The following is a 13400-nucleotide window of genomic DNA, read 5'->3' as shown; positions in this document are numbered from 1 at the left end:
CAGGAGTTTCTCTGCTTAGGAGAAGCTCTTGATGAGGATCTGGCGCTGTTCTTCCAGTTCGGCCGGGAGCTTCTTGCCCACCTTGTCGAACAGTTCGGTCTGGCTTTCCAGTTCAGCTTGCCATTCGCTCGGGTTGAGAGCCATGTTGGCGTTGAACTGTTCTTCGCTGTAGTCCAGGCCGGTCTTGTCCAGTTCGGCGTAGGTCGGGGAGACGCCCAGCACGGTCTTCTGGCCTTCCGTCTTGCCCTTGGCGCGGCGGAGGATCCAGTCGAGAACGCGCATGTTGTCACCAAAGCCCGGCCAGATGAAGTTGCCGTCCTTGTCCTTGCGGAACCAGTTCACGTTGAAGATCAGCGGAGGATTGGCCACGGTTTTGCCCATGTCCAGCCAGTGCTGCCAGTAGTCGCCCACGTTGTAGCCGATGAAGGGAAGCATGGCCATCGGGTCGCGGCGGACCTGGCCGATGTTGCCGAAGGCGGCGGCGGTCATTTCGGAGCCCATCGTAGCGCCGACGTATACGCCGTGCGTCCAGTCGCGGGACTGGAAGACGAGGGGCATGGTGGTGGCGCGGCGGCCGCCGAACAGGATCGCGGAGAGGGAAACGCCTTCCGGGTTCTGCCATTCGGGGTCGATCGTCGGGCACTGGGCGGCGGGAGCGGTGAAGCGGGCGTTCGGGTGAGCGCACTTGCGGCCGCAGTCCGGGGTCCAGTCATTGCCCTGCCAGTCGATGGCGTGGGCGGGAGCGGGGCCGTCCATGCCTTCCCACCAGACGTCGCCGTCGTCCGTCAGGCCCACGTTGGTGAAGATGACGTTTTCCTTGATGGTGTCCATGGCGATCGGGTTCGTCTTGTAGGACGTGCCGGGAGCCACGCCGAAGTAGCCGTTTTCCGGGTTGATGGCGTGGAAGGTGCCGTCTTCATGGGGCCAGATCCAGGCGATGTCGTCACCGATGATGGAGGTCTTCCAGCCGGCTTCGCGGTAGGAGGCGGGGGGAACGAGCATGGCCAGGTTGGTCTTGCCGCAGGCGGACGGGAATGCGCCGCCGACATAGGCCTTCGTGCCGTCCGGGGATTCAATGCCCAGGAGGAGCATGTGTTCAGCCATCCACTTGTTCTTGCGGGCGATGGCGGAGGCGATGCGCAGGGCCAGGCACTTCTTGCCGAGCAGGGCGTTGCCGCCGTAACCGGAACCGAAGGACCAGATTTCTTCCGTTTCCGGGAAGTGGCAGATGTATTTTTCTTCATTGCAGGGCCACGGCACGTCGATCTGGCCGTCTGCAAGCGGGGCGCCCACGGTGTGGAGGCAGGGAACGAAGGTTCCGTAGCCGTCGCGCTTCGGGTTGCCGCCGCCCTTGACTTCGTCTTCCAGGCGCTTGAGAACCTGTGCGCCCATCTTGGTCATGATGCGCATGTTGACCACGACGTAGGGGGAGTCCGTGATTTCAATGCCGATCTTGGCCAGGGGGGAGTCCAGGGGACCCATGCAGAAGGGAATCACGTACATGGTACGGCCCTTCATGCAGCCCTTGAAGAAGCCCTTCAGCTTGGTCTTCATTTCGGCGGGGTCGGCCCAGTGGTTGGTCGGGCCGGCGTCTTCTTCCTTCTCGCTGCAGATGAACGTGCGGTCTTCCACACGGGCCACATCGGAGGGGGTGGAACGGGCGAGGAAGCATCCGGGGCGCTTCTCGGGGTTCAGTTTGATAAAGGTGCCCTTTTCAACCATCATGTTGCAAAGCTCATCATTTTCTTCCTGAGAGCCGTTGCACCAATAGATGGAGTCGGGTTGGCAAAGCTGGGCGATTTCTTCGACCCACTTCTTAGCTGCTTCGTGAGTGGTACTCATGGTGCAAATAGTGTATGCACGGAAATGGGCGTTGGCAAGTCTCCCGTGCGGCTTTTTGCGGGGCCGTTTTGTTTCTCCGGGAGGGGAAATCCGGTGCAGGGGAAGGCGTTGCCCGGAATACGGGGCGCTCCGGGCGGGACCGTTCCCGGGGCCCTGTTTTTTCCCTGTTGGCGTGTTCCCGCAAGCAGAAAAAAGGCCGTTTTGACTGGAAATCTGCTTGCCAGCTCGCGCGTGATAGTCTAGGGAAGAATCATGAATGTTAGAAAGTTGATGGCAAATGCGGTGATTCTGGTGCTGCCGGCCCTGCTGGCGGCGTGTTCGGATGCCTCGCGCCCGCCCGCCGTCAGCTTCAAGATTCAGAACGCTCCCCCCGTGCCGCGCACCATGTCCCAGATGTCCCGGGAGGTGCATATCAGCCGTGATTTCATGTCTCCGCGTTCCCGCCCGCGCCGTGCGGCCCGGTCCATGCGTCCGCGCTTCATCACCATCCACAGCACGGCCAATCCCACGGGAGACGCCGCGGCGCACGCCCGGGCGCTGAAAAGAGGGGCGATGGGCTCCCTGAACTGGCATTTTACGGTGGACCAGTACCGGGCCATCCAGCATATTCCGCTGAATGAGACGGGGCGGCATGCGGACCGCGGCGGCCCCGGGGACATGTATTCCATCGGGATTGAAATGGGCGAGGTAAGAAGCCACAACCCCATCGTCACCTGGAACCGCTCCGCCAAGCTGACGGCCGTGCTGATGAAGCAGTACAACATCCCCCTCCGCAATGTGGTGCCCCATTATTACTGGACGGGCAAGAACTGTCCGGCCCCGCTGCTGACCAACGGGCGTCCGGGGCATAAGTGGAGCTGGTTCGTTTCCCGCGTGGATTACTACAGGCGCTGCCTGGAAACCCGTCCCGCCGCGGCGCTCTGACGGAGGCGCGCGCATCATGATGCGATCTGTGAGGAATACGCCTGGACCCATGGCCGGAGAGCTGCTTTTGACATCTCCCCTGGAGGAGTGCGCCTTCATCCGCCCCAGGGAGCTGGCGGCCATGCAGGCCGCGGGAATGGCCACCGTGCGGGATTTGCTGTTCACGCTGCCGCGCAGGTATGAGGACCGCCGCATGTTTGACCGCTATGATTCCCTGTCTTCCGGCGCGCCCGTCTGCCTGAGGGGGCGCGTGGTGGACGTGGGCTGGAAAGGCTGGGGAGGGAAGGGCGGCAAGGGCCGCGGGCGTTATGTGGAAGCCGTGCTGGAGGATGAGCAGTCCCTGGGGCGTGCCCGTTTTTCCTGCCTGTGGTTCAGCATGCCGGGCGTGGCCAGGATGCTGTGCGCCGGGCAGGAGATGATCGTGTACGGACGCATGAAGCTGTACGGGAAGAAGCTGAGCATCGTCCATCCGGATTTTGAACTCATCCGGGAGGGGGATGACCAGTCCATCCACCTGAACCGCATTGTTCCCGTATACAGCGGCCGCATGGGGATTGCCGTGCGCAGGCTGCGGGAAATCGTCTGGGAGGCTCTGTCCTGTCTTTCCCCCGCACCGGAACCGGAGATTTACGAGTTTGTTCCGGACATCCCGTGCAAGACGGCGCTGAAGGACCTTCATTTTCCGGAATCCGTGGAGGCGCGGGACCGGACCAGAAGGCGCTTTGCGCTGGAGGAATGCCTGGCCCAGCAGTTGAACGTGGCTTACCGGAGACGGCGCGCTGAGGCGGTGCCCGGCATGCGGACCGCAGGGTCCAGCCATCTGGTGAAGGATTTGGCAGATTCCCTGCCGTTTGAGCTGACGGAAGCCCAGAAGCGCTGCGTAAGGGAGATTTACCGGGACATGAAGGCCCCGCACTCCATGAACCGCCTGCTCCAGGGGGATGTGGGGTCCGGAAAGACGCTGGTGGCCCTGTGCGCGATGCTGCTGGCCGTGGAGCACGGATATTCCGCCGTGATGATGGCCCCCACCCAGATTCTGGCGGAGCAGCACTACTTGAAGTTCCGCCAGATGCTGGACAAGCTGGACGTTCCCGTGTCCCTGGTGACGGCGGACAGGAAGGAGGAATCCCACGTGGCGTTCGGGAACCAGGGAGGAATTGTCGTGGGCACGCACGCGCTGCTGTACGGGAAAAACGTTCCGGAACGTGTGGGGCTGGTCGTGATTGACGAACAGCACAAATTCGGCGTGAACCAGCGGGAAAAGCTGATTGACCGGGAAGAGCGCCCGGACGTGCTGGTGATGACCGCCACCCCCATTCCCCGCACGCTGACACTGACTTTTTACGGGGAGCTGGACGTCTCCATCCTGGACGGCGTTCCCGGGGGCCGCGGCCCTGTGGTGACGGCCATCCGCACGGAGAAGGATAAGGGGAAGGTGGTTGCGTTCGTCCGGAGCCAGCTGGAGGAGGGAAGGCAGATTTACGTGGTTTCCCCCCTCATTGACGGGGAGGAATCCCGGAAAGGGAAGGCCGTGACGAAGGAGCTGGATGAATGGAAGGCGCTTCTGCCCCAGGTGGATGTGGGACTGCTGCACGGGAGGATGTCCTCTGAAGAGAAGGAGGCCGTCATGAAGGATTTCCGCGCCAACCGCATCAGCGTGCTGGTGGCCACCACGGTGGTGGAAGTGGGGGTGGATGTGCCGAACGCCACGGTGATGATCATCAACAATGCGGAAAGCTTCGGCCTTTCCCAGCTGCACCAGCTCCGCGGGCGCATTGGCCGCGGGGCGCACAAGTCCTACTGCATCCTGATGACGGAAGCCCTGCCGGAGGATGAACAGTGGGACAAGCTGCGCATTGTGGAAACCACGGCCAACGGGTTTGACCTGGCGGAACAGGATTTGAAGCTTCGCGGCCCCGGCGACGTGCTGGGAACCTCCCAGAGCGGCCTGAAGGGCGTGCGCTTTGAGGAATGGCTGCTGGACGCGCGCCTGATCCACCGCGGGAGGGAGCTGGCGGAGGCCATTCTGGCGGAAGACCCCGATCTGGAATCCGCCAAGTACCGCCCGCTCCGTTTTCTACTGGAAAACGGGGAGGAAAGGCGTGTGACGGGATAATATTGTCTGCCTGTGGCGTGCTGACAATCAGCGTGTAGGGAATGTATGACAGATACGGCGTGCAACGGTTTCTGTCTTGGAATGAATCTAAAGAGGCAAAGAGGATGACTCTTCTTTAACCCGAACACCGATAAAACAATGATTCAAACGTACCAAATACTCCCTGTGGTGGCCATCGTATGCTCCGCCTCCGCTCTTGCCCAGAACGCTGCCGATCCCGTGCAGATGGTTAAGCAGAATATCGACCTCATTTCGTCCGCTAACAAGGTTCTGGACGATGTGAAGGACAATGCGGCGGTTGACATCGCCATCAAGCAGATCAATGCCCTGACCGAGCAGGCCAAGCAGCTGGACAAGGCCATGGAAAAGATGAAGCTCAATTCCGAACAGGCCATTAAAATCACCAAGATGAACGGCGACGCCCAGGATACCATCGTGGACATGCTGGAAAACTGCGAACGCATTCAGAAGGACAAGCTCATGACCCCCGCTCTGCTCAAGGCCGTGAACAACTTCGCTGACGCCGCCAACATTGAAGTGGTGGAAACGATTACGTCCGTGGAACAAATTGTGGAAGACTAAGTGATCAGTTTGTAAAAACCTTTGACTGGTAAGGCCGTCCTTGGAAAAGGACGGCCTTATTCTTTGGCGGGACGGATGTTTTGATGAATCCGCCTCCGGGGGCTTACTCTTCCATGGCGGGGTTCGGGTTGCGCGCCGGGGCCAGGTAGCCGGTGCCGGGTTCCGTCCCCAGGGTGGGCAGCAGGTCCATATGGCGCGGCAGGGATTTGGCGCGGAAGACGGCGGAGGACGTATCCAGCACGTTTCCAAAGGTGATGGCGCCCATGGGGCACGCCAGCTGGCAGGCGGTCTGCGCCGCGCCGTCCGGCAGGAGCAGGTCCTTCTCCGTCACCCGGACGGAGGTGGAGGGCTGCCCCGGATGCTCCTTCATCAGGCGGGATTTATGCCGGATTTTGGCGCGTTCCACCATCTGGACGCAGTAGGTGCATTTTTCCATGACGCCGCGGGAACGGACAGTTACGTTCGGGTTGCGCTGGAGGCGGGTGGCTTCCTCGGACGCCTTCGCATAGTCAAAAAAGTTGAAGCGGCGCGCCTTGTACGGGCAGTTGGTGGCGCAGTACCGGGTGCCCCAGCACCGTGCGTACACCATGGCGTTCAGCCCTTCCGTGGTGTGGACGGTGGCGTTTACGGGGCATACGGACTCGCACGGGGCCTTGCCGCACTGCTGGCAGGCCACGGGAATGGCGGTAAGGGCCCCCTCCTCCGTGAAATACCTGTCAAGGCGTATCCAATCCAGCGCGCGGCCCTTCGCCATCTGGTCACGGCCCACCACGGGAATGTTATTCTCCGCCCGGCAGGCAATCATGCAGGCGTTGCAGGCGATGCAGCGCGAGGTGTCAATCGCCATTTTCCATTGATAAACGGTATCTGCGCCGGGAGAAGTGAACGGGGCTGAAGGCGGGGCCGTCCCGGCCGTGAAGGGGGAGGGCCGGACCACCGGACTTTGAATGGCCTCCGTACGGTCCGGAAGGCCGCGCAGGACAACTTGGTCCGGTGAAATTCCGCAGCCGTGCGCCTGGTTCACCTGCGTGCGGAGTTCATACCCGTTGGAATTCCGCTGGCCTTCCGCCACGTGGTTCATGCCGCCGTACCCCAGGGGCAGTACCAGCAGATTTTCCGCCACTCCGGGGATGGGGCACAGGATCACTTCCATGCGCCCTGCGGGGGCCGTGATGGTGCAGAGCATGGGGCCGGACCCCGCGCCGCCCAGCCGGCGGAAGGTGGCGGGGGAAACCTGTGCGGAAGCCGCCCAGCTGACGCCCGTGACGGGGTCCGGGCATTCCTGCATCCAGGCGTTGCGCTTCCAGCGGCCGTCCCCGATGGTGTAATCCGGGTAAAATTGCAGTTCCAGCAGTTCGCTCCCCGGCGCGTCCGCATGGGGGCGGACCTCCGTAACGGACACATCCGGCGTGATGGCTGCGAAAGCGGATTCTTCCTGCGGGGAGAGGGGGGGGTATGCCGTTTCCTCCGAATAGCCGCGCTGGAGTGCCTCTGTCCAGGCGGCGGTCTTGTTCTCCGGATTCACGGCACGTTCAAAGCATTTGCGCGCCCGGTGGTAAACGGGGGAAAGATGGGTGGGTGAATTGTCCGCCGTGATGAGCTGCCCCTTGGTGGAAAGCAGGCCGGAAAGCACTTCCTCCGGGGAAATTCCGCCGTACAGGGGAAGGATGACGGGCTGGCGGTAGCAGAATCTTCCGCGGCGGTCCCTCTCCACTCCCCAGGCTTCCAGGGGGTGGGCCGCCGGCAGGTGCCACCGGCAGGCGCGGGAAGTTTCATCCTCATACATGCCCAGGTGGATGCTTTCCGTTCCGTTCAGGGCTTCCGCCAGTGCGGGGCCATGCCCGGAATCCAGCACGGGATTTCCCGAATCCAGCAGGAAAACGATGTCCACCTTTTTCTGGCGGATGTCCCGGATGAAATCCCCCAGCGTGCCGTGGGGCACGGAGACCGGAGCTTTCAAAAGCTGGATGCAGGTTCCGATGGCGCCCAGGAGGCGGTTGAGCTTCCAGACCCACCCGGACAGCTCCGGATGGTTATCCCCCAGCAGGATCAGGCTTTCTCCGGGATGGCTGTATAAATCATCCCCGCAGTGGCGGAGCCACGTGAATTCCCGTTCCGTCAGGGAAGCTGGGATACGCGGGGCGCCCTGGGGGGAGAATTTTCTGCTGGCGACGTAGTGGAACAGCTCCTCCGTAAAAACCGCCAGGCGGGCGGGAGAAACAGGCAGCCTGTGGTCGGCATGGGCCCCGGTCAGGGAAACGCGGCCCTCCGCGGCGTAAAGGCGCGTGCGGTTCCGGTTCTCCTCCTTGTAATGGAGGCCCTCCGGAGAACGGGCGGCGATGAAGTCACGGGTGTTGCCGTAAGGATTTTCATGCAAAAAATCGCAGTCCAGGGCAAGAATGCGCTTGGCGCGGGTGAACCGGACGCGGAACCGCACTTCCTCCGGCAGGCCTGCCTGCATGGCGGAGCCGGGAGCGGGAACGGGGGAATCATGGTAAATCCGGACGCCGGGGTTTTTCCTGGTGATTTCCTCCAGCATGGAGCGCACCAGGGGGGAATCCGTTCCGGGAAGAAGAAGGCCTATGTTGCCGCCGTCCCGAAGATTGCGGGACCAGGAGGAAAAGGCGCCGCGGAACTCGTCCCCGGAGGCCGGCTTGCCATGGAACAGGATGTGCTTGCTGCGGCCCGGATCGTAAAGGTCCAGAATGGAGGCCTGGGCCGTGGCTGACAGGCCCGGACCGTCCGGATATGGCAGGGAGGGAAGCAGCTTGACGGGGCGCCCTTCATAGCAGGCGGCCAGGACGGGACGGGCGCTTCCCCCCATGGTCAGGCAGGTGGCGTAAGCCGTCTCCACGCCGGGAACAGACCACTCCGGCCCTTCGTTATAGGGAACCAGGTACTTCTCCACGCGGCGGCAGGCGGGCAGCCCCACCCCCACCAGGGCGGCGCCCGCTCCCATCCATTTCATAAAGGAACGGCGCGTCATCTCCCGCTCTTCTTCCGGAAGAAAAGCGGGATGGTTCTGGGGAACGTCATTCCCGGGAGCTGGCTGCTGGCTGGACAAAGTGGGAGGGTTGGAGGTTTTTAGAAAAATTTAACGTGAAAATCAAGCGCTGCGGAGGCTTTCCGTACTGCTAGTGGTGGCATGTGGAGCAATCCAGTTTTGGCTGGATCTTCCACTGGCGTTTCAGGAAATCTCCCAACTGGAGGGGAGTCCGGAGGCGGTTTCCTTCCGCATCCCGGACGGAATGCGTGCGGAGATAATCCGCGGCGGAATAATGGGAGGCGGCCGTCTCCTCCAGCGGGCGCAGGTGCGGCGCCGGGTTGCGGTGGCAGTCCAGGCACCACTGCATGCGGGCATCCCGCGGGGCCCTGATGCGTTCCATGCCCGCTACGTCGCCATGGCATGAAGTGCAGCCGATGCCGCGGTTCAGATGGGCCATGTGGTTGAAATAGGCGTGGCCGGACAGCCGGTTGACCATCACCCAGCGGACCGGTTCACCCGTGTAGCCGGGATATTGGGGATCGGCTGCCTGGCGCAGCGGAGCGATGAGCGGGCTGTTGGGAAGAATATGCTGGTGGCAGCCCAGGCAGGACTTCGTATCCGGAATGCCTGCCCTGGGCGAGCGGCGGGCTGCGCTGTGGCAGGCCGTACAGCTCATGTTCAAGTCTCCGGCGTGGAGTTTATGGGAAAAACGGACGGGTTGCACGGGTTCGTACTCCGGAACCTGGAAATTGACGTAATACAGGCCCCCCAGCGCCAGTGCGGCGGCAAGCGCAATCAGCGCGACGCCTCCGTAAAAGCGCCTGTTGGTATTGGGTGGAAAGATGTTGGCCATGGTCCGGTAGAGAGAAAAGGCGGGACCCGCCGTCAGGCTGTCCTGCCCGGCCGCGGAATGCGGGCCGGGGGCAGCGGCGTATCCATCGTCAGGTCTTCAGGCACCAGCCGCGTGGTATTCTTTTTAATCTGTTCCCAGGTGATGCGCTGCCCGGTATGGGCTGCCTCACGTCCCATGATGGCCGCCAGGGTCTTGTTGGCCGCGCTTTCCAGCGTCTGCGTCCAGGTGCCGGAGCGGAGGAAACGGTAAAAGGCCACGTGCGTGTCTGCGTACATATTGCCCCGTTCTCCGCGGAAACGCCAGCGTTTATCCGCCTGGATGTGGGGACGGTACGGAGTGACCAGCATGCCTTTTTCACAAACCGTCCGGTCCACGATCTCCCCGTGGCAGCCTACCCACTGCCTGCATGAGATGTGGGCGGCCACGTTGTGGTCATATTCAAAATAAACGTCGTAATGGTCCCATACGTCTCCATCGTCCCGGCGCTGGGCACGCCCGCCGGAGCCGAAAGCCGCCAGCGGAAGCTGCTCATTCATGGACCACACCATGCCGTCAATCGTGTGAACGATCTGTTCCACGAACTGGCCGCCGCTCAGCCAGTTCCAGGCAGTCCAGTTGCGGAGGGCCCAGGCCACGTCCGTATCGGACGCGGGGCGGGAATCCAGCGCCAGAGGGGACTTGGGCGGCGTGGTGTAATAAAGGCCGTCAAAGGAAAGTACGCGGCCCAGCTGGCCGGAAGACAGTTTGTGGTGGGCCGCTTCGTTCGCCTTGTCGTAACGCCAGCAGAAACCGTCCAGGATAACCAGATTCCGGAGCTTGGCCAGCCGTGCGGATTCCAGGACGGAAAGCACGCCGGGAACGTCCACCGCCACGGGTTTTTCCGCATAAATATGCTTGTTGGCGTCAATGGCCGCCGCCAGATGTTCCGGGCGGAAAGCGGGCGGCGTGCAGAGCAGCACCACGTCAATGTCCGTTTGCAGCAGCTTCTTGTAGCCGTCCAGGCCGTCGAACATGCGGTTCTTATCCACCTGCACGCGGCTTCCGTACTCCTCCGCCAGCAGGTTGGAGCCGAAATCAATCCGTTCCTGAAACACGTCCGCCAGCGCCCAGGCCACTGTTCCGGGGTCCGCGTCCAGCGCGTTCTTCATGGCGCCCAGGCCGCGGCCTCCGCAGCCGACCAGGCCAACCTTCAGCGGCCTGGCGTCCGGCACGGCTCCGGCGGCGTTTACATTCAAATAGGGCATGGCCGCCAGGAACCCGGCCGTTCCCGCGGCGGTTCTTAAAAAGCTGCGTCTGTTCCAAATAGGGGAGCCCATCTCGGTGGAATTATACGTTGTCAGGCGGTGGAATCAAACGCTGTATTGGGGTGGTGACGCAAAAAAGCAGACGCAACGCCCGTTGCCGGAAATTGCGTCTGCTGCAGGGAACCAATGAATGCACTATATTCTGGCTATTAGTTGAACAGGGATACTCCCCCTGTTCAGAAAACAAAGCGTGCGCGACGGAAAATTTTGTCTGAAAAAACATTTCACGGGAGTAAAAAACTGATTTGACTCCGGATTCCCCTGTGTTCATGATGAATCCACTGAGGCCTCCGGCTTACCAATAGATCATTATTTTATGAAACAAAATCTCATTCCTTTTACAATGGCCTTGGCGGCATTGGCCCTTGTTTCCTGCGACAGCGGCAAAAAGCCGGACCTGACCGGGAAGACTCCCCTTCCCTCCGAACAGGAGGTGCCTAAAACGCCGGGAGAAAAAATGCTGGCCGTTCTGGTGCTGATCCAGGACCAGGCGACGGCAAACGCCCATGCGGAGGAGGTGAAAGAGCTGGCAGCCTCCCTTCCCAAGGATATTTCCAATGAAGAAGGCGTGAACATCGCCAATGAACTGATGCGCCTGGGCAGCCGGGAATGTTACGGCTCCCTGCCCCTGGAAGACGCCTTAAAAGGGATCAACCTGGACACCGGAGAATACACCGGCAGTGTGCCTCTGGATGTGGATGCGTTTGAACCTACTCCGGAGGAACCGTAGAAATCGTTTGCCTCCGTCCGGCAGTTGCGGACTGTATCGGCGTCTTTCCCTCCCCGCTTTTCAGGGAAGGGAGGGCGCAATTTTTTGTGAGAGCGGTTTTCCCGCTTTAACGGGAAAAAGGCTGTCTTTGAAACGGGGGCCTGGAATTCTCCTTTCCGGAGGATTGGGAAAACTCCGGAGAGAAAATCAGGCCAGGGGGCGGCGCAATTCTTCAATGGCTTCCGCCATGTCTTCCCGCGTGATTTTCTTGGAAATGCCCGCTTCCCCCGCCTTGGAGAGAAGGACGAAGCGGATGGTCCCGGCCCGGAATTTTTTGTCGGAGGCCGTTTTCTTGAGTACCAGTTCCGTGTCGATATCGTCCGGAAGGACCAGGGGCAGTTCCAGCGCTTCAAGAGCGCAAAGAATCTTCCGGGAATCGGAAGGGCTCAAGCCGGCCTTCCGTTCGCTCAGGAACAGGGCGGCGCGCATGCCCAGCGCCACGGCTTCTCCATGCAGGATGGTGCCGTAGGGGACGGCGGCTTCAATGCCGTGGCCGATGGTGTGGCCGAAATTGAGCAGGGCGCGGATATCAAGCGTCTCCAGCTCGTCGCTCTCCACAATGCGGGCCTTGATCGCCACGTTCCGGGCAATCAGCTCCGGAAGCCTGGAAATGGTATTCAGGGAAAAGCCGATGGAAAGCTCCGGCCCCAGCCGTTTCAAATCATGAAGCATGGAAGCGTCCCTGATGGCGGCGTGCTTGACGGCTTCCGCCAGTCCTTCCGCCAGAGTCCGGCGGTCCAGCGTCACCAGCGTGGTGGGATCAATCACCACGACAGACGGCTGGTGGAAAGCGCCCACCAGGTTTTTCCCCTCCGGAATATTGACGGCTGTCTTTCCGCCCACGGAGCTGTCCACCTGGGCTACCACCGTCGTGGGAATCTGCATGAAAGGAATGCCCCGGTAATAAACGGAGGCTACAAAACCCGCCAAATCCCCCACCACGCCTCCGCCCAGGGCGGCGATGCATCCGGTGCGGTCAATGCCCGCCCGTACCAGTTCGGAACACAATTCCTGCGCCTGAAGCATATTCTTGGACGCTTCCCCGGCTTCCACTACATGCAGGCTGGGCATAAAGCCCGCGCTCTCCAGGGACTTCATCACGCGTTCCGCATAAAGGGGAGCCACGCAGGTATCCGTGATAATCGCGATCTTGCCGTCCAGCCCGGCGCGGTAGGCAAACTCACCCACGCGGTCCAGCGCGCCGTTTTCCACGTGGATATCGTAGGAACGTTCCCCGAGAGCAAGAGAAATGGTAGGCATGCGGCCAGTATGAGGCATTCCGGAAGGAAGCTCAAACGGAAAGTGCGGATGAGGCGAAGAAGGCGCGCCGTTTCCTAATGCGTCCTTGTCTTGGGCGCGAGCGGGGAAAGCGTCTCCAGAATGACCTTTAAATGTTCTGCGCGTGCGGGCGTGAAGGCTCCCTCATCCATCCAGATAATATTGCCGTTGCCGTCCAGAAGGACGATCGCGGTCTCCGCCTTCTTATGAAGGGAAAGCCTGCGGCGTACGAAAGACTGGTCGTAATAGGAAATCAGGGAATTGGTCTTCATGTAGAAATCCGGAATATCCCCCAGGGCCTGGGTGAAAGCCGGAACGTCCCCTTCAATGGGCGGAGGCTGCAAAACCAGCAAAATGGTGTACTCCACCGGGGTGGGGGTATGCTTGTACTGCTTGCGTACATCCTCGCAGAACGGAAGCCACTTCTTCATGCTGTACAGGGTTTCCGGATGAAACACGGTCAGCATGATATGAAAGCTTTTCGGCACAATGGGAGGCAGGGAGACATTATCCCCCAGCAGGTTCATGCCGTTGATATCCGGAAAACGGTAACGCCCGTTTCCCGCTCCGTAAGGATGCTCGGGATCGGGCGTTGGCAAATGGATTTCCTGATTCTTCATGCGCGTTTAGACAAAATCCGGAGGTGGAATGTTCACGGCAGGGGCGCCGGGAAAAGGGTTTAAAAGGGGAAAGACGCGGTGAAAAGAGCCTTGGCAGGGGGCCTTTCATGAAAGGAAAAGGATTGG

General features: G+C 61.1%; 10 protein-coding genes. 4 read left to right on the top strand and 6 right to left on the bottom strand.

Translation table 11 applies throughout. The features are described from left to right. Positions 1 to 15 precede the first annotated feature (15 nt). Entirely contained in the window at positions 16 to 1842 is a 1827-nt protein-coding gene (locus HHJ06_RS02770; RefSeq protein WP_215427380.1) for a phosphoenolpyruvate carboxykinase (GTP), read from the bottom strand. Between the two features lie 252 nt (positions 1843 to 2094). Here HHJ06_RS02770 and HHJ06_RS02765 point away from each other — a divergent pair, with 252 nt between their 5' ends. From HHJ06_RS02765 to HHJ06_RS02755, 3 genes are all read left to right on the top strand, one after another. Next, positions 2095 to 2766, top strand: coding sequence for a peptidoglycan recognition protein family protein (locus HHJ06_RS02765; RefSeq protein WP_215427378.1), 672 nt, complete (start codon positions 2095 to 2097; stop codon positions 2764 to 2766). 49 nt (positions 2767 to 2815) lie between these two features. Next, positions 2816 to 4882, top strand: a complete 2067-nt coding sequence (recG, locus tag HHJ06_RS02760; protein ID WP_215427376.1) for an ATP-dependent DNA helicase RecG — start codon at positions 2816 to 2818, stop codon at positions 4880 to 4882. 138 nt (positions 4883 to 5020) lie between these two features. Continuing rightward, a complete protein-coding gene (locus HHJ06_RS02755; RefSeq protein ID WP_215427375.1) occupies positions 5021 to 5464 on the top strand; it encodes a hypothetical protein in 444 nt (147 codons plus the stop codon). A gap of 103 nt (positions 5465 to 5567) precedes the next feature. On the opposite strand, the gene HHJ06_RS02750 is transcribed toward HHJ06_RS02755, so the two are convergent. The 3 genes from HHJ06_RS02750 to HHJ06_RS02740 all read right to left on the bottom strand — a co-directional run bounded on the left by HHJ06_RS02750 (position 5568) and on the right by HHJ06_RS02740 (position 10619). Continuing rightward, positions 5568 to 8432, bottom strand: a complete 2865-nt coding sequence (locus HHJ06_RS02750) for a 4Fe-4S dicluster domain-containing protein (protein WP_215427373.1) — start codon at positions 8430 to 8432, stop codon at positions 5568 to 5570. 166 nt (positions 8433 to 8598) lie between these two features. Further along, positions 8599 to 9303 carry a cytochrome c3 family protein gene (locus tag HHJ06_RS02745; RefSeq protein WP_215427371.1) on the bottom strand — a complete coding sequence of 235 codons (705 nt, stop codon included), beginning with the start codon at positions 9301 to 9303 and terminating at the stop codon, positions 8599 to 8601. Between the two features lie 32 nt (positions 9304 to 9335). Then, positions 9336 to 10619, bottom strand: a complete 1284-nt coding sequence (locus tag HHJ06_RS02740) for a Gfo/Idh/MocA family protein (RefSeq protein ID WP_215427369.1) — start codon at positions 10617 to 10619, stop codon at positions 9336 to 9338. A gap of 304 nt (positions 10620 to 10923) precedes the next feature. Here HHJ06_RS02740 and HHJ06_RS02735 point away from each other — a divergent pair, with 304 nt between their 5' ends. Beyond that, the gene (locus HHJ06_RS02735) at positions 10924 to 11337 is read left to right on the top strand and encodes a hypothetical protein (protein WP_215427368.1); all 414 of its coding nucleotides are present in this window, start codon (positions 10924 to 10926) and stop codon (positions 11335 to 11337) included. A 186-nt stretch (positions 11338 to 11523) separates the two neighbouring features. Here HHJ06_RS02735 and aroB read toward each other — a convergent pair whose 3' ends face one another. Continuing rightward, complete coding sequence (gene aroB / locus HHJ06_RS02730; RefSeq protein WP_215427366.1) at positions 11524 to 12636, bottom strand: 3-dehydroquinate synthase; 1113 nt, start codon at positions 12634 to 12636, stop codon at positions 11524 to 11526. A gap of 74 nt (positions 12637 to 12710) precedes the next feature. Then, positions 12711 to 13274, bottom strand: a complete 564-nt coding sequence (locus HHJ06_RS02725; protein ID WP_215427364.1) for a hypothetical protein — start codon at positions 13272 to 13274, stop codon at positions 12711 to 12713. Positions 13275 to 13400 lie beyond the last annotated feature (126 nt).

Origin of the sequence: Akkermansia muciniphila (genome assembly GCF_018709685.1) — a bacterium.
Lineage (GTDB): Bacteria > Verrucomicrobiota > Verrucomicrobiia > Verrucomicrobiales > Akkermansiaceae > Akkermansia > Akkermansia muciniphila_E.
This window is presented reverse-complemented; position numbering and strand designations above follow the sequence as displayed.

Excerpts from the sequence above, each read along its gene's own strand:
- HHJ06_RS02770 (WP_215427380.1), bottom strand. The coding sequence starts at position 1,842 with ATGAGTACCACTCACGAAGCAGCTAAGAAGTGGGTCGAAGAAATCGCC.
- HHJ06_RS02765 (WP_215427378.1), top strand. The coding sequence starts at position 2,095 with ATGAATGTTAGAAAGTTGATGGCAAATGCGGTGATTCTGGTGCTGCCG.
- recG (WP_215427376.1), top strand. The coding sequence starts at position 2,816 with ATGGCCGGAGAGCTGCTTTTGACATCTCCCCTGGAGGAGTGCGCCTTC.
- HHJ06_RS02755 (WP_215427375.1), top strand. The coding sequence starts at position 5,021 with ATGATTCAAACGTACCAAATACTCCCTGTGGTGGCCATCGTATGCTCC.
- HHJ06_RS02750 (WP_215427373.1), bottom strand. The coding sequence starts at position 8,432 with ATGAAATGGATGGGAGCGGGCGCCGCCCTGGTGGGGGTGGGGCTGCCC.
- HHJ06_RS02745 (WP_215427371.1), bottom strand. The coding sequence starts at position 9,303 with ATGGCCAACATCTTTCCACCCAATACCAACAGGCGCTTTTACGGAGGC.
- HHJ06_RS02740 (WP_215427369.1), bottom strand. The coding sequence starts at position 10,619 with ATGGGCTCCCCTATTTGGAACAGACGCAGCTTTTTAAGAACCGCCGCG.
- HHJ06_RS02735 (WP_215427368.1), top strand. The coding sequence starts at position 10,924 with ATGAAACAAAATCTCATTCCTTTTACAATGGCCTTGGCGGCATTGGCC.
- aroB (WP_215427366.1), bottom strand. The coding sequence starts at position 12,636 with ATGCCTACCATTTCTCTTGCTCTCGGGGAACGTTCCTACGATATCCAC.
- HHJ06_RS02725 (WP_215427364.1), bottom strand. The coding sequence starts at position 13,274 with ATGAAGAATCAGGAAATCCATTTGCCAACGCCCGATCCCGAGCATCCT.